Here is an 18,411-nt window from a genome sequence, read left to right on the forward strand (position 1 = left end):
ATGTGTCAGTGAGGCTGGAGGCCACGCACCTCTACAAGGTGTTCGGCAAGCAACCGCAAGAAGCGGTCGAGCGGCTCGACGCCGGAGCCGACCGCGAGGAGCTGCGATCCGAGGGGACCGTCGCGGGCGTCATCGACGCGTCCTTCACCGTGGAGACCGGCAAGATATTCGTCGTGATGGGCCTGTCCGGCTCCGGGAAGTCCACGTTGCTGCGCATGCTCAACGGCCTCTCGGAACCCACGGCCGGACACGTGAAGTTCGACGGCCAGGACCTGACCACGCTGTCCCCGCGCGAGCTGCGCGAGGTGCGTTCGCACAAGATCAGCATGGTCTTCCAGCACTTCGCGCTGTTCCCGCACCGCAGCGTCCTTGAGAACGCGGCGTACGGCCTCGCGGTCCAAGGTGTGCCGCAGGCGGAGCGCGAGAAGCGGGCCCTGGAAGCCCTCGAACTGACCGGTCTCGAGGGCTGGGAGAAGTCCTTCCCCGACGAGCTGTCCGGCGGTATGCAGCAGCGTGTGGGCCTGGCCCGCGCGCTCGCCACCGACGCCGACCTGCTGCTCATGGACGAGTCGTTCAGCGCCCTCGACCCGCTGATCCGCCGCGACATGCAGGACCAGCTCCTTGTCCTGCAGAAGCGGCTCAAGAAGACCATCGTGTTCATCACGCACGACCTCAACGAGGCCATGCGCCTCGGCGACCGCATCGCCGTCATGCGCGACGGCCGCATCGTGCAGAACGGCACTCCGGAGGACATCCTCGTCCGCCCGGCCGACGACTACGTCGCCAACTTCATCCAGGACGTGGACCGTTCGCGCGTCCTGACCGCGGGCGCCGTCATGCAGTCCACCGCCGACCTGCGCGCGGGCTCGGCCGACTCGGGGCGCACCGACAGCGAACTGCTCGCCCACGCGGCCGCCCGCGTCGGCCCCGAGACACCACTCGCCGAACTGTTCGTGCCGTGCGCGCGCGGCGGCGGGCAGCCCGTCGCCGTCGTCGAGGACGAGGTGCTGACCGGCGTGGTCAGCCAGCAGCGGCTGCTGTCGGTGCTGGCCGAGACAGGGAACGGGACCGGGAGCGACACCGGGAACGGGAACGACACCGGGACCGGGAACGAGACCGGGAACGAGAACGAGACCAAGAGCGAGGCCGCCGGCAATGCCTAGAATTCCCTTCGGCGACTGGGTCAACACGGCGGTCAACTGGCTGCTGAACCACGCGGCCTGGCTGTTCGACTTCTTCAAGACCGTCTTCGAGGGCTGCTACGACGGCATCCTCGCCGTCCTCGACGCCCCGCAACCGCTGCTCCTCGCGGGCATCTTCGCGGTGTGCGCGTGGTGGCTGCGCGGCCTGTTCGCCGGTGTCCTCTCCTTCGTCGGCTTCGCCTTCATCGACTCCCTCGGACTGTGGGAACACGCGATGATGACGCTGTCGCTCGTACTCGTCGCGACGATCCTGGCGCTGGTCATCGCGGTGCCGCTCGGGGTCTGGGCCGCGTACTCGGACCGCGTCAGCGCGACCGTACGACCGGTCCTGGACCTGATGCAGACGATGCCCGCCATGATCTATCTGATCCCGGCGATCCTGTTCTTCGGCAGTGGCGCCCCCGCCGGCATCGTCGCCACCCTGGTCTTCGCCCTCGCCCCCGGCGTCCGCCTCACCGAGCTGGGCATCCGGCAGGTGGACCGCGAACTGGTCGAGGCCGCCGAGGCGTTCGGCACCACGCCCCGCAGGACGCTGCTCCGCGTGCAGTTCCCGCTGGCGCTGCCCACCGTCATGACGGGCGTCAACCAGGTCATCATGATGGCCCTGTCCATGGCCGCGATCGCGGGCATGGTCGGCGCCGACGGGCTCGGCGGCGACGTCAACGAGGCCATCGGCCAGCTCAACGTGGGGCTCGGCGCGGAGGCCGGCATCGGCATCGTGCTGCTCGCCATCTACCTCGACCGCATGACCAGCGCGCTCGGCACCCAGGTGTCGCCGCTCGGCCGCCGCGTCGCAGCCAAGCAGCGGGCCGCCGTCACGGGCTTCGGCGCGCAGCTGTGGCACCACCGTCCGCGCCCCGCGTTCGCCGGGATCGGCGTCGTCGTCCTCGCGCTCGTCGCGAGCGGCCTCGGTGTCTTCGGCGGCTCCGAGAAGAAGACGGTCGAGGGCGTCGGCAACGGCGAGAAGGTCACCATCGGCTACATCCCCTGGGACGAGGCCACCGCCACCACGTACCTGTGGAAGGAGGCCCTGGAACGGCGCGGCTACGAGGTGCAGGTCAAGCAGTTCGAGCTCGGCCCGCTGTGGACGGCGCTGTCCCGCGGCGACGTCGACTTCCAGACGGACGCCTCGCTTCCCGTCACGCACGCCCCGTACTGGAAGAAGTACGGCAAGGACGTCGAGTCCCTGGGCACCTGGTACACCGGCAAGATGGAGAACAAGCTGGCCGTGCCCGCGTACGTGAAGGGCGTCGACTCCCTCGCCGATCTGAGGACCCACGCGGGCGAGTTCGGCGGGAAGATCACGGGCATCGAGGCGAGCGCGGGCCTGACGGCCATCCTGAAGAAGAAGGTCATCCCGGCCTACGGCCTCGGCTCGAAGATGAAGGTCGTCGACAGTTCGACGCCCGCGATGCTCGCCGAGCTCAAGCGCGCGTACGCGGCGAAGAAGCCGATCGTCGTCAGCCTGTGGACGCCGCACTGGGCCTACGCCGACTTCCGGATGAAGAACCTGAAGGACCCCAAGCACGCCTGGGGCAAGGGCGACGACCTGCGCGGCATCGGCCGCAAGGGCTTCACATCCGAGCATCCCCGGGTGGCCGGCTGGATCAAGGACTTCAAGATGAGCGAGAAGCAGCTCATGGGCCTGGAGTCCGTGATCAACAAGGCCGGCAAGGGGGAGCAGCAGAGCGCGGTGCGGTCCTGGTTGAAGGGGCATCCGGGGTTTGCGGAGCGGATGACGCCTGTCAAGTAGTGCGGGTGCGGGTGCGTGTGACGGGGTTGCGGTCTCGGGGCTCTGCCCCGGACCCCGCTGCCTCTCGTCCGACGGCGGGGCTTGATTTGGCTCAACCGCCCCAGGCGCCCAGGGGCTTGGATTGGCTCAGGCGGGGATGCGTTCGAAGATGGCGGCGAGGCCCTGGCCGCCGCCGATGCACATGGTCTCCAGGGCGTAGCGGGACTCGCTGCGTCGCATTTCGTGGGCGAGGGTGGCGAGGATGCGGGCGCCGGTGGCGCCGACGGGGTGGCCGAGGGAGACTCCGGAGCCGTTGACGTTGATCCGCTGCTCGTGGTCCTTGTCACCGAGGCCCAACGCGCGGGTGCAGGCGAGGACTTGGGCGGCGAACGCCTCGTTCAGCTCGATCAGGTCGAGGTCGGCGAGGGTGAGACCGGCCCGGTCGAGGGCGGCGTGGGTGGCGGGGACGGGGCCGATGCCCATCGTCGCGGCGGGCACCCCTGCGCGGGCGAAGGAGACGAGGCGGACGAGCGGGGTGAGGCCGAGCCGTTCGGCGGTGGCGGCGCTGGTGACGAGGCAGGCGGCGGCCGCGTCGTTCTGCCCGCTGGCGTTGCCCGCGGTGACGGTGGCCTCCGGGTCGGACGTGCCCATCACGGGCCGCAGCGCGGCGAGTTGCTCGGCGGTGGTGTCCGGGCGCGGGTGCTCGTCGGCGGCGACGACGGTGTCGCCCTTGCGGCCTCGTACGGTGACGGGCACGGTCTCCGCGTCGAAGCGGCCCTCCTCGACGGCGCGGGCGGCGCGCTGTTGGGAGCGCAGGGCGATGGCGTCCTGGTCGGCGCGGCTGATGCCGTACTCGCGGCGCAGGTTCTCGGCGGTCTCGATCATGCCGCCGGGTACGGGGTGGTGGATGCCGCCGGCGGTGACCCGGCCGCGCGCGAGCGAGTCGTGGAGTTGCAGCCCGGGGCCCTTGATGCCCCAGCGGCCCTCGTGCGTGTAGTACGGGGCGGCGCTCATCACCTCGGCGCCACCGGCGATGACGACCTCGCTGAAGCCCGCCCGGATCTGCATGGCGGCGTCGAGCACGGCCTGGAGCCCGGAGCCGCAGCGTCGGTCGATCTGGGAGCCGGTCACGGTGTCGGGCAGGCCGGCGTCGAGGGCGGCGACGCGGCCGATCGCCGGGGCGTCGGAGGACGGGTAGGCCTGCCCGAGGATCACCTCGTCCACCCGCTCCGGGTCGATGCCGGTGCGGGCGACGATCTCGGCGACGACCCGCGCGGCGAGCGCCGCGGGCGTCTGCCGGGCGAAGGCCCCGCCGAAGCGTCCGATGGGGGTGCGCAGCGGTTCGCAGATGACGACATCGGCCTGTTCGGGCATGACGGAACACCTTTCGGGGGCTCGGGGCGTGAGGCGACCCTCGCACCCGAGCGCTGAGTCGGTCCAATACCAAGTTCCCAGCGGATCAAGACGGATGGCGTCTCAATGGTCTCCGTGGGGGGCCTTCGGGGGTCGGCAGCGCGTCCTCGCACACCGCGAGCACGGCGCGCAGCGCGGCGGACGGGTTGTCGGCGCGCCAGGCGAGGGCCGCCTGGCGCCGGATGGGCGGCCCGGCGAGCGGCCGGTAGACGAGCCCGGTCTGCTGGATGTGCCGCACCGACGACACCGTGAGCGTGACCCCGACGCCGGCCGCGACGAGCGCCAGGATGGTGTACGAGTCGGGGGCCTCCTGCACCACACGCGGGTTGAACCCGGCGGCCTCGCAGGTCTCCACCATCGCGTCCCGCACCGTGGATCCGGCGTTCGCGGGGAAGGAGACGAAGGGTTCCTCGGCGAGGACGTCGATGGGGATCTCGTCGAGCGCGGCGAGGCGGTGGTCGGAGGGCAGCGCGCACAGCAGCTCCTCCTCGTCGATGACCCGGTACGCCACGCCCGGCTGCGTCACCGGGAGCCGTACGAAGCCGAGATCGAGGGTGCCGTCGGCGACCCGGTCGAGGGCGACATTGGCGTACGTCTGGCCCTTCATGACGAGTTCGAGGGCGGGGTGCGCGGCCCGGATGGCGCGGGTGAGGCGGGGCAGTGTCTCGTGGCTCGACGCTCCGGCGAAGCCGATGGTGACCCGGCCGAACTCGCCGCGCCCCGCGGCCTTCGCGGCCCGCACCGCCGTGTCGAGGTCGTCGAGCACGGTCCGTACGGGTTCGAGGAAGGACTCCCCCGCGCTGGTCAGGCGCACGGAACGGGTGTTGCGCTCGAAGAGCTGGACGCCCAGCTCCTTCTCCAGCTGCCGGATCTGCTGGCTCAGCGGCGGCTGCGCCATCTGCAGCCGCTTGGCGGCCCGGCCGAAGTGGAGCTCCTCGGCGACGGCGGTGAAGGCCGTGAGATGGCGAAGCTCCATGCGGCCCGGCCCCCATTCATTAGTCTGCGGTCTTGATTCGACCTTAATTTGGTATTGGACGGCAATCAATAGGCGCTGAAACGGTAGGGCGACCAGCACACACGCCGTGAGGAGCACCGTGTCCGCGTCCGTGTCCGAGTCCGCGTCACCAAAGGTCATGTCGATGAAGGAGGCCATCGCCAGCTTCGTGGAGGACGGCGCGACCGTCAGCATCGAGGGCTTCACCCACCTCGTCCCCACCGCCGCAGGACACGAGATCATCCGGCAGGGCCGCAGGGACCTCACGGTGGTGCGGATGACGGCGGACATCGTCGTCGATCAGATGCTCGCCGGAGGGTGTGTCTCCCGGCTCGTCTCCTCCTTCGTCGGCAACTCCTCCGCCGGTTCGCTCGGCGAGCTGCGCCGCCGGATCGAGAACGCGGACCCGGCGCCGCTCGCGTTCGAGGAGTACAGCCACTACGGGATGATCTGCCGCTATCTGGCCGGGGCCCAGCGCCTGCCGTTCCACCCCCTGCGCAGCTACGGCGGCAGCGACCTGCCGAGCGTCAACGACGCGCTGCGCAAAGTGACTTCGCCGTACCCGGGGCCGGACGGCGAGGAGGAGCAGATCTACGTCGTGCCGCCCGTGAACCCGGACGTCACGATCATCCACGCGCAGCGCGCGGACCGCCTCGGCAACACCCAGATCTGGGGCCTGACGGGCATTCAGGCCGAGGCCGTGTACGCGGCGAAGAAGGCGGTCGTCGTGGTCGAGGAGCTGGTCGACGACGACGTGGTCCGCTCGGACCCCAATCGCACGCTCGTCCCGGCGCACGCCGTGGACGCCGTCGTGGTGTGCCCGCGCGGCGCGCACCCGTCGTTCGCGCAGGGCTATTACGACCGGGACAACGCCTTCTACCGGGCGTGGTCGCACATCAGCAAGGATCCGGAGCGGCTGCGTCAGTGGCTGGCCGAGTGGGTGTACGGGACGGCCGATCACGCCGAGTACGTCGCCAAGCAGGGCGAGGAGTTCTGGGCGGGGCTCGCGGTCGGCGAGGCGCTGAGCGCACCGGTGAACTACGGACGGCGACTGTGAGCACGACACACGACAAGGAACTGGCCATGACCACTACGTCCGAGTCCTCGGAGTCCTCGGAGTCCTCCGGGTCCTCCGGGTCCTCCGGGTCCTCCGGGTCCGGGGCCATCACGTCCTCGGAGCTGCTCTCCGTCGTCGCGTCCCGCGAACTGGCCGCGCGCCGCACGGTTTTCGCCGGCATCGGACTGCCCACGCTGGCAACCGAGTTGGCACACCTCACCGTCGCCCCGCGGATCGAGGTCGTGTACGAGTCCGGGGTCTGCGGAGCGCACCCCTCGCACCTGCCCGAGACCATCGCGGACGCCGTCCTCATCACCGGCGCGGAGGCGGTGCTCTCGATGCCGACGCTGTTCGGGAGCGTGCTGCAGGGCGGACACATCGACGTCGGCTTCCTCGGCGCCGCGCAGATCGACCGCTGGGGCAACCTCAACACGTCCGTCATCGGCGACTGGGAGCGCCCGTCGGTGCGGCTGCCCGGGTCCGGTGGCGGCATCGAGGTGATGGCCAACTCCCGTGAGGTGTTCGTCGTGATGCGCCGCCACAACCCGCGCTCCTTCACCGAGGCGCTGGACTTCTGCACGACACCCGGCCCCGACCGGGCGCTCGAAGAGGGGATCCGGCCGCTCGGCGTCGGCGTCACCCGCGTCATCACCGAACTGGGCGTCCTCTCCCGCGGGGGCATCGGCGAGGAGCTGCGTCTCACCGCCGTCCACCCCGGTGTCACCGTCGACCGGGTCAGGGCGGCGACGGGCTGGGACCTGAAGGTGGCCGACGACGTGGCGACGGTCGAGCCGCCCACGGCGGCTGAGCTGCGCCTCCTGCGCGAGGACGTCGACCCGGGCCGCGTCTACCTCCGCTGACACACCCTCGTAGCACCCTTCCGACCCCACGAAAGGTCCCCAACTGCCATGCGTATCAGGATCGTCGGCGCCGGAGCCATGGGCCGCGGCATCGCCCAGTGGGCCGCGAGCGGCGGGCACACCGTCGAAGTGAGCGACGTACGGACGGAGGCGGTGCGGGAAGCCGTCGGCTTCGTGCGGTCCATGCTGGAGCGCGCCGTCGCCAAGGGCCGCATGTCGGCGCAGGACTGCGCGGCGGCCGTGGCGCGCCTCGTCCCGCTGGACGACCCGTGGGCGCCGGGACCCGACGTGGAGCTGGTCGTCGAGGCCGTACGGGAGGACCTGGACACCAAGGCGGAGGTGTTCGGGAAGCTGGAGCGGGTGCTGCCCGCCGGGACCGTCTTCGCGACCAACACGTCCTCCCTGTCGGTGACCCGGATCGCCGCGACGCTCGACGATCCCTCGCGCCTCGCGGGCCTGCACTTCTTCAACCCGGTGCCGCTGATGCGGATCGTGGAGGTGGTGCCGGGCGCTACGACCCGCCCCGAACTCCCGCCGCTTCTCACGCAGTTGGTGGAGAGCTGCGGGCATCGCGCGGTCACGGTGTCCGACACCCCCGGCTTCCTCGTCAACCACGCCGGGCGCGGCCTGGTGACGGAGGCGCTCGCGCTCCTTGAGGAGTCGGTGGCCGAACCGGTGGACATCGACCGGGTGGTCCGTGACGTACTCGGCCTGCGGATGGGCCCGTTCGAGCTGATGGACCTCACCGGGCTGGATGTCACGGCGGCGGTCATCGACTCGATCTGGCAGGGCTTCCGCCACGAACCACGCCTGCGCCCCTCGTACCTCACCCCGAACCGGGTCGCTGCGGGCCTGCACGGCCGCAAGACAGGGAAGGGCTGGTACGCGTACGGGCCCGACGCCACCGGTCCCGCCGAGGAAGCGCCGGTGGCGGGGGACGCCGGGCGGCCCGTGTTCGTGGCGGGCGACGGGGCGCTCGGGGAGGCGCTGCGCGCGTCCGGCGCCACCGTCGAGGACGGCGAGCACCCGTCCGCCGACGCCCTCGTGCTGGTCCCGGTCTGGGGCACCACGGTGGCGGCCGCGGTCGCCGCCCAAGGACTCCCCGCGGAACGCGCCTTCGGCGTCGACCCGCTGTCCGTCACGACGGGCCGCCGCGTGCTGTCGGTGACCCCGGCGGCCGATCCGGCGGCGGCCCGCGACGCCCGCGCCGTACTGGCCCGGCCGGCCCCCGGCGGGCAGCCGCACACCGTGACCGTGGTGCGGGACGCGGCGGGTTCGGTGGCGCAGCGCCTCATCGTCTCCGTGGTGTCGGTCGCCACGTCGATCGCCGAGCGGGCGCTGGCCGCCCCGGAGGACATCGACCTGGCGGTGACCCTCGGCCTCGGCTACCCGACGGGCCCGCTGGCCTGGGGCGACCGGATCGGCGCCGCCCGCCTGCTCGACCTGCAGCGCGCCCTGCACACCAGCACGGGCGACCCGCGCCACCGCCCCACTCGCTGGCTCACCGAACGCGCCCAGCTGGGCCTGCCGTTGACCCACCGGGGCACGGCGCCCGGGGAGTGTCTCGGCTGAGCCGGGCCCGGTCGAGGTGGGCTGCCGGGACCGTTGCCCAACACCTCGGGGCTCCGCCCCGGACCCTGCTGCTCAATCGCCGCAGGGGCTCACAAGGCAGAGCTGGGGCCGCGGCGAGTCACACGGCCCGTGCCCGGATCAGCAGCAGTTGCTCGGGGTACAGGGCGGGCGCGCGGACGCCGACGTGTGCGAGGGCGGCGCCGCTGAGCACGAGCGGTTCGCCGCCGGTCCACGGTGTCGGCCCCGTCTGCCGCAGCGCGGGGGTGTCTCCCGGCGGCTGCGTGCTCACCCGGTAGGCGCAGGTCGGGTCGAGGCCGGGGAGGCGGACCGTGCCGGGCACCGAGGTGTCCGGGGCGTCCAGTTGGACCACGGCGAACAGGGCGTCGGCGCGGTCGGGTGCGACGACGCCGTGCACGGCGAGCACGGGGTCGTGGGAGTCGGCGCGTACGGTCGTGCCGCCGTGCAGCAGCGGCCGCAGCTCCTTGTAGAGGGCGACCCAGCGGGCGAGTTCGGCGCGCTCGGCGGGCGTCGCCGTGGTGAGGTCCCACTCGATGCCGAAGGAGCCGAAGAGGGCCGTGCCCGCGCGGAAGGCCAGGTCGTGGGTGCGGCCCGTGGTGTGTGAGCGCGGCGCTCCGACGTGTGCGCCGATCAGCTCGGGCGGCAGCAGTTGCGCCGTCCAGCGCTGGATCCGCTGCCGCTCCAGTGGGTCGATGCAGTCGCTCGCCCAGACCCGGTCCGTGCGTTCCAGGATGCCGAGGTCGACGCGGAGGCCGCCGGAGGAGCAGGACTCGATCTCCACCTCAGGGTGGCGGGCGCGCACTTCGTCGAGCAGCCGGTACACGGCGCGCGTCTGCGCGTGCACCCCTGGCGTGCCGTGCGGGCCGTGTCCCGCGTCGATCAGGTCCCGGTTGTGGTCCCACTTCAGGTACGAGATGTCGTACGCGGTCAGCAGTGCGTCGAGGCGTTCGAGGATGTACGTGTACGCGCCTGGCCGCGCGAGGTCGAGGACCTGTTGGTGGCGTGAGGTGAGCGGCTGCCTGCCGCCGGTGGCGAGCAGCCAGTCGGGGTGGGCGCGGGCCAGGTCGGAGTCGGGGTTGACCATCTCGGGCTCGACCCAGAGCCCGAACTCCATTCCCAGTCCGCGTACTTGGGTGATGAGCGGCCCGAGCCCCCGCGGCCAGACACTCTCGTCGACGTACCAGTCACCGAGGCCCGCCCGGTCGTTCCTGCGGTGCCGGAACCAGCCGTCGTCGAGCACGAACCGCTCGGCGCCCGCCTCGGCGCCGAGCCGGGCGAGTTCGGTGAGCCGGTCCAGGTCCTGGTCGAAGTAGACGGCTTCCCAGGTGTTCAGCACGACGGGGCGCGGCTTCGGCCGGGGCCGGTGTGCGCGCAGGTGGCCGTGGAAGCGTGCGGCGATCGCGTCGAGTCCGGCGTCGGCGTACGCGGCGTACACCCACGGCGTCGTGTACCGCTCCCCCGGCGCGAGCCGTATCTCGCCGGGCAGCGGCAGTTCGCCGCCGCCGAGGACGGCGGCGCCGGTGGCGAGCCGTTCGGCGTACGTGTGGTGGTTGCCGCTCCACGCCACGTGCAGCGCCCACACCTCGCCGTGCCGGAAGCCGAAGCCGGGGGTGCCGGCGGCGAGGATCAGCGGCGCGTCGGGCCCGGTGCGGCCCCGCCGGTTCTCGCGGGCGTGCACGCCGACGGTGAACGGGCGCCGCTGCGGGGCCCGTTCGCGTCCCCAGCGTCCGGCGAGGTCGAAGAGTTCGGTGGCGGCCGGCGGCACGGGGAGGGTGAGCGCGAGACCGCCGACCACGAACACGCCTTCCGTGGAGGCGACTTCGGCCCGCTGCCGCAGCAACCCCTCCTCGGTCAGCTCCACTTCGAGGACGAGCGCGAGCCCCGCGTCGGCGTCCTCACCGTGGGCGACGACGCGGCCTCCGCGACCGGCTCCCCCTCGGTCGTCGACGTCGAGCCGCGTGCACCGGAACCACGGCGACCAGGCGGTGCCGTCCGCGCGGTGCCCGGTCAGCCCCGGCCGCCCGTTCCAGCCCGCGGCGTGCTCGCGCGCCAGCGACGGGGCGACCACCCGGTCGGCCTCGTTGTGCACCGGGGCCGGGGTGACGGCTCGGCACAGTGCGGCGAGGCCCGCGCCGTCCAGGTCGCCGAGGTCCGCGCCCCAGTGCACGACGCCCGGCAGCCCGTCGCCCTCCGCCGCCAACACGAGACTCACACCGGCGGCACGCAGTTGCACGGGATCGGTCAGGGACATGAGCACTCACCACTCCAGACGGCCGACGACACGAACGGCCACCACAGGCTAGGGCCTCGGGATGGGCCCCGGGTCTGCCGTTCGGGCACGCCCCCGCCGCTCACCAGTCGTGCACCCCTCCGTCCCGCAGCCGGTTCACCGGCAGGTACTTGCGCTCGTACGGGAAGCGTTCGGCGGCCTTCTCGTCGAAGTCGACGCCGATGCCGGGGCGGTCGCCGGGGTGCATCAGGCCGTCCTCGAAGGTCCACGACGTGTGGAACACCTCCTCGTAGCCGGGGAGATGGGCCATGTACTCCTGCATGCCGAAGTTCGGTATCGACAGGTCGAGGTGAAGGGCCGCGGCGAACGACGCCGGGGACAGGTCGCCCGCGCCGTGCGAACCGGAGCGCACCCCGTACAGCTCGGCGAGGGAGAAGATGCGGCGCAGGTGCGTGATGCCGCCCGCGTGCGAGACGGAGGCGCGGACGTAGTCGATCAGGCGGTTGGTGATGAGGTGCTGGCAGTCCCAGATCGAGTTGAAGATCTCGCCGACGGCGAGCGGCGTCGTGGTGTGCTGCCGCACCAGCCGGAAGGCCTCCTGGTCCTCGGCCGGTGTCGGGTCCTCGATCCAGAACATCCGGTACGGCTCAAGGGACTTGCCGAGCCGGCCGGCCTCGATCGGGGAGAGCCGGTGGTGCACGTCGTGCAGCAGCTGGAAGTCGTAGCCGAACTCCTCGCGCACGGCGGCCATGTACTGGGGCACGAAGTCCAGATACGCGCCGGTGTCCCACACCTCTTCGGTCGGGAGGTTCCCGTCGGCCGGCTCGTAGGTGTCTCCGTCGCCCTTGCGCATGCCGTAGACCCGCTCAAGGCCGGGCACCGCCGCCTGGGCGCGCACCGCGCGGAAGCCCTTGTCCCTGAACCGCCGTACGTCGTCGAGGAGTTCGGGAATGGTGTTGCCACTGGCGTGTCCGTAGACGGTGACACCATCGCGGGCCGCGCCGCCGAGCAACTGGTAGACGGGCAGGTTCGCCACCTTGCCCTTGATGTCCCACAGGGCGACGTCGACGGCGGCGATCGCCGTCATGGTGACAGGACCGCGCCGCCAGTAGGCGCCCTTGTAGAGGTACTGCCACAGCTGCTCGATACGGGCGGGGTCCTTGCCGATGAGCGTCGGGCAGACGTGGTCGCGCAGGTAGGAGGCGACGGCCAGCTCGCGGCCGTTGAGGGTGGCGTCTCCGATGCCGGTGACACCGTCGGAGGTGGTGATCTTCAGGGTGACGTAATTGCGGCCGGGGCAGGTGACGAAGACCTCGGCGGAGGTGATGGTGCAGGGCATGCGGTGCCGTTCTCTCTCTGGACTCTTCTACGGGACGTGGGTGGCGGGGTGGCTCAGTCGCGGGCGGCGCGCAGTGCGGCGTCCGCGCCGTGCGCGTCGAGGATTCGGGCGAACTCGGCGACGGCGTCCGCGAACTCCTCGTCCTGCGCCGCCTCTTGAGGCAGCAGGCCGCCTTCGGCGAGCAGCAGCCGGGCCGCGCTCTCGGGCCCGCTCGCCCGTGCCGCCAGCTCGACGAGTCGGGCGCGTGCGCCGTCATGGACGGCACCGAGCGACGGCTCGTCGTACGCACCCTCAACCGTCATCACCCTTACGTACGCGGCGAATCCGAGCGCGAGCACGCGCGGCACGCGGCCTGCGGCCAGTGACTCGGTGAGGGTTCCGGCCCAGCGCACGGGGATCTTCAGGGAGCCGTCGGAGCCGACCTGGGCGGTGCGGTGGCCGAGCGCCGGGTTGGCGAACCGTTCGAGGAGTTCCCCGATGTACGCCGCGCCTGGCATGCCATCGGGTTCGGAAACGGTCGGCAGAATCTCCTCACGCATCGCGAACTCAACGGCCCCGCCGAGGAGTTCATCCCCCACGGCGGCGTCGATGGAGCGGTGGCCGCGCAGCAGGCCGAGGTAGGCGAGGAGAGAGTGGGCGCCGTTCAGCAGGCGCAGCTTCATCACCTCGTACGGGGCGACGTCCTTCGTGAACACCGCGCCCGCGTGCTCCCAGGCGGGCCGCCCCGCGCGGAAGTCGTCCTGCATCACCCACAGCTTGTACGGCTCGGCGGGCACCGGCACGGTGTCGCGGACACCGAGCGCGCGGGCGGCGAGGTCGCGGTGCTCGTCGGTGGTGGCAGGGGCGATCCGGTCGACCATGCCGTTCGGCGTCGACACCGCCCCGTCGACGTACGCCTGGAGGTCTTCGCGTTCGGCCGCGGGCAGCACGTCGACGAACTCGCCGAGCAGGGTACGGAGCCGGTGCCCGTTGTCCATCAGGTTGTCGCAACTGAGCAGCGTCACCGGTGGGGCGCCCGCGCGCAGCCGCTGCTGCAGCCCGCGCGCGATGAGACCGAGCGCGGTGCGCGGGGTGCCGCCCGCGAGGTCGGCGCGGACCAGCGGGTCGTCGAGGTCGAGCCGCCCGTCGGCGCCGAACGTATAGCCCTTCTCCGTGACGGTGAGGGACACGATGCGGGTGTCCGCGCTGCCGATGGCGGCGACCACGTCCGCCCCCTGCCCGTCGGCGACCAGCCCCTGGCGATGCACACTGGGCACGGTCGCGGCGAAGCCGCCGTCGCGGTGCAGGGTGAGCACGCTGTAGAGCCCGCCCTGCTCGGCCATCCCCTCGATGACCGGCCGGGGTCGCCTCCCTGGCGTGGTGGACACCCCGGTGATCCCCCAGGGCCCGTCCGTGTGTCGCAGCGCTTCGGCGGTGTAGACGGCCTGGTGGGCACGGTGGAAGTTACCGAGGCCGAGGTGAACGATGCCGGCACGACCAAGCCCCTCCGGCGATTCACGACCAAGCCCCTCCGGCGATACACGATCAAGCCCCTCCGGCGATTGAGGAGCGGGGTATGGGGCAGAGCCCCAATCCTTTACGGCGCGGGCCCCGGCCGACCGCGACAACACGCCCCGCCCCAACCTCGGAAGCGCACTCACACGCCCACCCCACCGGAGGTGACCAGCACCTTCATCTGCGTACGGTCGGTGAGCGCCACGCGCAGCGCCTCGTCGGCCCGCTCCAGCGGGAACTCGGCGGTGACGAGCCCATCGAGACGCACCCGCCCGCCCCCGGCAAGCCGCACGGCCGCCGCGAAGTCCCCGGCCCCGTACCGGAACGAGGTGAGCAACGCCATCTCCTGCCGCTGCATCCACGCCAACGGCAGTTCGGTGACGGGGCGGTTGGGGTTGCCGACGACAACCGCCGTGCCACCGGGCCGCAGCGCGCGGATACCAGAGACAAGCGCGGCGCCGACGCCGGAGCAGTCGAGGACACTGTCGTAGCCGTCCGGGTCGGCGAGCGCATGCGCCCGCGCCGGATCGGGCTGGAGCACGGCGGCGTCCACGGCCTCAACACCCAGCCCCGCAACGAACTCCCGCCGCTCGGCCGCCACGTCGGACACCGTGACGGCCGCCCCACTCGCGGCGGCGACCTGCGCGACCAGTACGCCGATGGGCCCCGCCCCACTGACAAGGACCCGCTCCCCCGGCTCGACCCCGGCGCGCCGCACCGCGTGCACGGCGACCGCGAGCGGCTCGATCAGCGCGCCCAGCTTCACGTCCATGCCTTCGGGCAGCGGATGCACGAAGTCCCTTGGTACGGCGATGAGTTCGGTGAGGGCGCCGTCGGTGGGCGGCGAGCCGAAGCAGGTGCCCTTCGGGCAGAGGTTGTACCGCCCGGCTCGGCACAGGGCGCAGCGCCCGCAGGGGTGCGCGGGCTCGACGGCGACGGGCGTCCCGTGCGGCAGCTCGTCGGTGCCCGCGCCGTGGCCGACGACGATCCCGGACGGTTCGTGGCCGAGGACGGTCGGCTGCCGCAGCACGTTGGGCCCGTTCTCGCCGTGCTCGTAGTAGTGCAGGTCGGAGCCGCACAGGCCGACGGCGCGGACCGCGACGAGCACTTCCCCTTCGCCCGGTTCGGGCAGCGGACGGTCCTGCGTGCGCAGGTCCTTGGGCCCGTGCAGCACGGCCGCGCGGACGGCGGCGCGGTGCGTGGTGGTGGCCACGGGGCACCCCTTTCTCTCGTACGAAATGTCTTGCACCGATGCGCAGGCTCTCAGGCCCTCAGGCCCGCACCGGCAGCGGCTCGACGCGCTTGATGACGAACGCGTAGGTCAGCGCGCCGACGACCGACAGCGCCCCGGACACGAGGAGCGGCACCAGGTAGGAGCCGCCGCCCGCCGCGAGCAGGAAGCCCGTGACGACCGGGCCGAGGGCCCCGGCGACGTTCGAGGCGAAGTTCTGGATGCCGGCGAGGGAGGCGACGTGCCCCGGGGTGGGGGCGACATCGGCGGGCAGCGAGGCGACGGACGCGGTGGCGAAGGTCAACGAGGCGTAGCTCAGGGAGAGCAGCGCGAGCGCCCCGGACGCGGTCGGCACGACGACGGCGAGCGCGATCACGGACGAGCACAGGGTGCCGGTGACGAGACACGTCTTGCGGACCCTGGTGGTGGACCAGCCCTTGCGCAGGAGCCGGTCGGCGGTGAAGCCGCCGAGCAGCGATCCGGCGATGGCGACGAGTCCGGGGACGGTGCCGAAGAACCCGAGCGAGAGGAGGTCGAAGCCGCGCTCGTCGACGAGGTAGCTGGGGAACCAGGTGATGAAGAAGTAGATGACGTAGTTGAGGCAGAAGAAGCCGAGCATCATGCCCCAGACCGTCCGGTACCGGAACAGGTCCCGCCAGCGCACCTTGGGCGCGTCCGCGTCCGCCGCCCCGGCGGGCGTCTCCTCCTCGACGCGGGCGCCCCCGGCCTCGATGTACTCGCGCTCCTCCGCGCTGAGCTTCGGGTGGTCGGCGGGCTCGTGGTAGAGCCGCCACCAGCCGATGATCCACAGGAAGCCGAGCAGCCCGCAGGCGACGAAGGCGATCCGCCAGTGGAAGGCGGAGACGAGCGCGGTGACGAGCGGCAGCGCGACGGCGGTGCCGACGCGGGCGCCGTTGTCCCACACACTGTTGGCGAGGGTGCGTTCGTGGCGCGGGAACCACCGCGAGACGGCCTTCGCGGGCGCCGGATAGCCGGCCGCCTCGCCGGCGCCGAGCAGCATGCGGGCCCCGATGAGCGAGCCGACGCCGCGCACCAGGCCCATGCCGACGGTGGCGAGCGACCACCAGATGGCGCCGAGCGCGAAGACCCGCTTCACCCCGTACTTGTCGAGGAGCGCGCCCGCGGGCAGCTGGCACACGGCGTACGTCAGGAAGAACGCGCTGAGGATGAAGCCCTGGGTCTCCGGGCCTATGTGCAGGTCCTTGGACATGGCGGGCAGCGCGACGCTGAGCGTGGAGCGGTCGAGGTAGTTGACCGCGAGTCCGCCGAAGCACAGCACGGCGATGCCCCAACGGACGTTCTTGCCGCGGCCACGCGGGCGCGGCGGCGGGGACGTGTGCGGGTGCGCGGGCGGGCCGGACGGCTTCGTCACCTCGGACCCGGTGACGGGGTGGCTGGTCATCGTCGACCTCCGGTCTGCGGAATCAGGCGTGCCATTTCTACCTGCGTCACCTCTTACATACAAGCCTTGTATGTAAGAATTTCCGCAGCTGAGGTGAGAGGGTGACGGCATGCGGGACGAGCAGCGACGAAGCAGGACGACGACACGGCGCACGGCGGGCGCGAGCCCCAAGGAGTCGAACCGGGCCCGCGTGCACGCGCTGCTGCGCGCCCGCATCACCTCGCTCGAACTGCCGCCCGGCGCCCCGCTGTCGGAGAACGAACTCGCGGCCGAGCTCGACGTCAGCCGGACCCCGGTGCGCGAGGCGCTGATCCTGCTGGGCGAGGAGTCACTGGTCGACATCTTCCCGAAGCTCGGCACGTTCGTGTCCCGGATCAGCGTCGACGCGGTCCTGGAGGCGCAGTTCATGCGGGAGGCGCTCGAACTGGCCGCGCTGCGCGAGGCGGTGAAGCGGGCCGAGGCGGAGGACATCGCCGCGCTGCGGGCCATCCTCGACGCGCAGGGCGCGGCGCTGAAGGCGGCGGACGACGACGCGTTCTTCGAGCAGGACGAGGACTTCCACCGCCGCCTGATGGAGGCCAGCGGGCACCGCACCCTGTGGCGCACGGTCACGACGGCCAAGGCCCACCTCGACCGGGCCCGCCGTCTGAGCCTGCCGCTGCCCCGGCGCATCGAGCACCTCATCGACGAGCACCGGGCGGTGGTCGACGCCCTCGAACAGCGCGACGCCGCGCGGGCCGAGGAGGCGCTGCGCGGTCATCTCCAGGGTGTCTTCGACGACATCGGCACGATCCAGGCCGAGCGCCCCGAACTCTTCGTCGAGCCGGACGAGTCGCCGTCCGCGCCCGCCCGGCACCGGCCGCATCCGGGCCTGCGCGCCTGACCACTCAAGACGCCCCGCGCACGCGGCGTCAGCCCACCGCCCGTATCAGCTCGGCGTTGCTCGCGGCCGGTCTGCCGTCGGGGAGGTGCAGTATGTCCTCAAGGCCGATGCGGATGTCGAGGTCGAGGGAGACGGCGAGGCGGAGGACCGGCCAGGCCGAGCCGTTCTCGCCGTGCAGGAGGACGGGCGTGATCGCGGCGGCCGGTTCGAGTTCGGCCAGCAGGTCGTCGGCCGCGCGCGCCGCGTCCCTCGGGGCGGTCTCCGTGATCTCGGCGAGGACGCGCAGCACGCGGTGGGACTCGGGCCAGGCGAGGAAGCGGCGGGCCGCGTCGGTTCCGGAGTAGATGCCCGCCTCGATGCCGATGCCCCGGTCGAGCAGGGCGGTGGCCACTTCTTCGGCGCCGTCCTCGTGCCAGTTCACGGAAGCGTGGTCGGGCAGCACCGTCCAGGCACGCACTTGTGCGGCGCGGGCCGCGGCGTCCGGCGTCGCCCACGCGCCCGTGGTGACGCCGACGGGTATGCCCGGGACGGCGGCCCGCACCGCGCTGACGGCAGCCGCGACGACGGCGGGGTCGAGGGTGTCCGCTCCGTCCGCGCGCTTGGGGTGGAGATGGACGTCCCGGGCCCCGGCGGCGACGGCCCCACGGGCCGCGGCCGCCAACTCCTCGGGGCGCACGGGAAGGTGGGCGCACTCGGCGCGGGTTCGCGCGCCGTTCGGACAGACCTGCAACATGACTCGATGCTCTCAGGCGGGTCTGACAATCGCCGTCGCCGGGCCGAGCCGAATCCCTCCGGCCCCGGCCCCGCACGGCTTTCGGCCAATTCGGCGCTGTTCGGTACGCCGTGGTCGGGGCGTCGCCCGGTACGGAGGCCCTGGTCCCGGGCCCGGGGCCGTGTTGCCCGCCGTTCGTGGTCCGGTCACAACCGGCCAGAACCGTCGAGGAATATGCTAATTCGTCAGTT

Annotated in this window: 14 protein-coding genes; 6 read left to right on the top strand and 8 right to left on the bottom strand. The window is 72.1% G+C overall.

The window, feature by feature from the left end:
- Window positions 1–2 precede the first annotated feature (2 nt).
- Window positions 3–1,163: a glycine betaine/L-proline ABC transporter ATP-binding protein gene (locus RBJ65_RS36500; protein WP_306319801.1), complete on the top strand. Its 1,161-nt coding sequence runs from the start codon at window positions 3–5 to the stop codon at window positions 1,161–1,163.
- Complete coding sequence (locus RBJ65_RS36505) at window positions 1,156–2,955, top strand: ABC transporter permease/substrate binding protein (RefSeq protein ID WP_306319800.1); 1,800 nt, start codon at window positions 1,156–1,158, stop codon at window positions 2,953–2,955. The genes RBJ65_RS36500 and RBJ65_RS36505 overlap by 8 nt, the downstream gene beginning before the upstream one ends.
- Before the next feature lie 126 nt (window positions 2,956–3,081).
- On the opposite strand, the gene RBJ65_RS36510 is transcribed toward RBJ65_RS36505, so the two are convergent.
- Both RBJ65_RS36510 and RBJ65_RS36515 read right to left on the bottom strand, forming a co-directional pair.
- Window positions 3,082–4,308, bottom strand: a complete 1,227-nt coding sequence (locus RBJ65_RS36510) for an acetyl-CoA C-acetyltransferase (protein WP_306319799.1) — start codon at window positions 4,306–4,308, stop codon at window positions 3,082–3,084.
- Window positions 4,309–4,393: 85 nt separating this feature from the next.
- Complete coding sequence (locus RBJ65_RS36515) at window positions 4,394–5,323, bottom strand: LysR family transcriptional regulator (RefSeq protein WP_306319798.1); 930 nt, start codon at window positions 5,321–5,323, stop codon at window positions 4,394–4,396.
- A gap of 157 nt (window positions 5,324–5,480) precedes the next feature.
- On the opposite strand from RBJ65_RS36515, the gene RBJ65_RS36520 reads away from it, so the two are divergent.
- Genes RBJ65_RS36520 through RBJ65_RS36530 form a run of 3 tightly spaced genes read left to right on the top strand, consistent with a single transcriptional unit; the run spans window position 5,481 to window position 8,830 of the window.
- Window positions 5,481–6,398, top strand: a complete 918-nt coding sequence (locus RBJ65_RS36520; RefSeq protein WP_306319892.1) for a CoA transferase subunit A — start codon at window positions 5,481–5,483, stop codon at window positions 6,396–6,398.
- A gap of 26 nt (window positions 6,399–6,424) precedes the next feature.
- On the top strand, window positions 6,425–7,258 hold the full coding sequence (locus tag RBJ65_RS36525) for a CoA-transferase subunit beta (protein WP_306319797.1): 834 nt from the start codon (window positions 6,425–6,427) through the stop codon (window positions 7,256–7,258).
- 48 nt (window positions 7,259–7,306) lie between these two features.
- On the top strand, window positions 7,307–8,830 hold the full coding sequence (locus RBJ65_RS36530; RefSeq protein WP_306319796.1) for a 3-hydroxyacyl-CoA dehydrogenase: 1,524 nt from the start codon (window positions 7,307–7,309) through the stop codon (window positions 8,828–8,830).
- Between the two features lie 118 nt (window positions 8,831–8,948).
- On the opposite strand, the gene RBJ65_RS36535 is transcribed toward RBJ65_RS36530, so the two are convergent.
- The 5 genes from RBJ65_RS36535 to RBJ65_RS36555 form a co-directional block, all read right to left on the bottom strand.
- Window positions 8,949–11,099 (bottom strand): alpha-galactosidase, encoded by a 2,151-nt coding sequence (locus RBJ65_RS36535; protein WP_306319795.1) that lies wholly within the window; start codon window positions 11,097–11,099, stop codon window positions 8,949–8,951.
- 100 nt (window positions 11,100–11,199) lie between these two features.
- On the bottom strand, window positions 11,200–12,417 hold the full coding sequence (manD, locus tag RBJ65_RS36540; protein ID WP_306319794.1) for a D-mannonate dehydratase ManD: 1,218 nt from the start codon (window positions 12,415–12,417) through the stop codon (window positions 11,200–11,202).
- A gap of 53 nt (window positions 12,418–12,470) precedes the next feature.
- The gene (locus RBJ65_RS36545; RefSeq protein WP_306332196.1) at window positions 12,471–14,057 is read right to left on the bottom strand and encodes a mannitol dehydrogenase family protein; all 1,587 of its coding nucleotides are present in this window, start codon (window positions 14,055–14,057) and stop codon (window positions 12,471–12,473) included.
- Window positions 14,054–15,124 (bottom strand): alcohol dehydrogenase catalytic domain-containing protein, encoded by a 1,071-nt coding sequence (locus tag RBJ65_RS36550; protein WP_306319792.1) that lies wholly within the window; start codon window positions 15,122–15,124, stop codon window positions 14,054–14,056. The genes RBJ65_RS36545 and RBJ65_RS36550 overlap by 4 nt, the downstream gene beginning before the upstream one ends.
- A gap of 58 nt (window positions 15,125–15,182) precedes the next feature.
- Window positions 15,183–16,565 (bottom strand): MFS transporter, encoded by a 1,383-nt coding sequence (locus RBJ65_RS36555; protein WP_306319791.1) that lies wholly within the window; start codon window positions 16,563–16,565, stop codon window positions 15,183–15,185.
- 109 nt (window positions 16,566–16,674) lie between these two features.
- Here RBJ65_RS36555 and RBJ65_RS36560 point away from each other — a divergent pair, with 109 nt between their 5' ends.
- The gene (locus tag RBJ65_RS36560) at window positions 16,675–17,448 is read left to right on the top strand and encodes a GntR family transcriptional regulator (RefSeq protein ID WP_306319790.1); all 774 of its coding nucleotides are present in this window, start codon (window positions 16,675–16,677) and stop codon (window positions 17,446–17,448) included.
- Window positions 17,449–17,476: 28 nt separating this feature from the next.
- On the opposite strand, the gene RBJ65_RS36565 is transcribed toward RBJ65_RS36560, so the two are convergent.
- Window positions 17,477–18,181, bottom strand: a complete 705-nt coding sequence (locus RBJ65_RS36565) for a 3-keto-5-aminohexanoate cleavage protein (protein ID WP_306319789.1) — start codon at window positions 18,179–18,181, stop codon at window positions 17,477–17,479.
- Window positions 18,182–18,411: the final 230 nt, after the last annotated feature.

It is taken from the genome of Streptomyces sp. KL109B (assembly GCF_030766935.1).
GTDB lineage: Bacteria > Actinomycetota > Actinomycetes > Streptomycetales > Streptomycetaceae > Streptomyces.

Excerpts from the sequence above, each read along its gene's own strand:
- RBJ65_RS36515 (WP_306319798.1), bottom strand. The coding sequence starts at position 5,323 with ATGGAGCTTCGCCATCTCACGGCCTTCACCGCCGTCGCCGAGGAGCTC.
- RBJ65_RS36530 (WP_306319796.1), top strand. The coding sequence starts at position 7,307 with ATGCGTATCAGGATCGTCGGCGCCGGAGCCATGGGCCGCGGCATCGCC.
- RBJ65_RS36565 (WP_306319789.1), bottom strand. The coding sequence starts at position 18,181 with ATGTTGCAGGTCTGTCCGAACGGCGCGCGAACCCGCGCCGAGTGCGCC.
- manD (WP_306319794.1), bottom strand. The coding sequence starts at position 12,417 with ATGCCCTGCACCATCACCTCCGCCGAGGTCTTCGTCACCTGCCCCGGC.
- RBJ65_RS36555 (WP_306319791.1), bottom strand. The coding sequence starts at position 16,565 with ATGACCAGCCACCCCGTCACCGGGTCCGAGGTGACGAAGCCGTCCGGC.
- RBJ65_RS36520 (WP_306319892.1), top strand. The coding sequence starts at position 5,481 with ATGTCGATGAAGGAGGCCATCGCCAGCTTCGTGGAGGACGGCGCGACC.
- RBJ65_RS36525 (WP_306319797.1), top strand. The coding sequence starts at position 6,425 with ATGACCACTACGTCCGAGTCCTCGGAGTCCTCGGAGTCCTCCGGGTCC.
- RBJ65_RS36505 (WP_306319800.1), top strand. The coding sequence starts at position 1,156 with ATGCCTAGAATTCCCTTCGGCGACTGGGTCAACACGGCGGTCAACTGG.
- RBJ65_RS36510 (WP_306319799.1), bottom strand. The coding sequence starts at position 4,308 with ATGCCCGAACAGGCCGATGTCGTCATCTGCGAACCGCTGCGCACCCCC.
- RBJ65_RS36535 (WP_306319795.1), bottom strand. The coding sequence starts at position 11,099 with ATGTCCCTGACCGATCCCGTGCAACTGCGTGCCGCCGGTGTGAGTCTC.
- RBJ65_RS36560 (WP_306319790.1), top strand. The coding sequence starts at position 16,675 with ATGCGGGACGAGCAGCGACGAAGCAGGACGACGACACGGCGCACGGCG.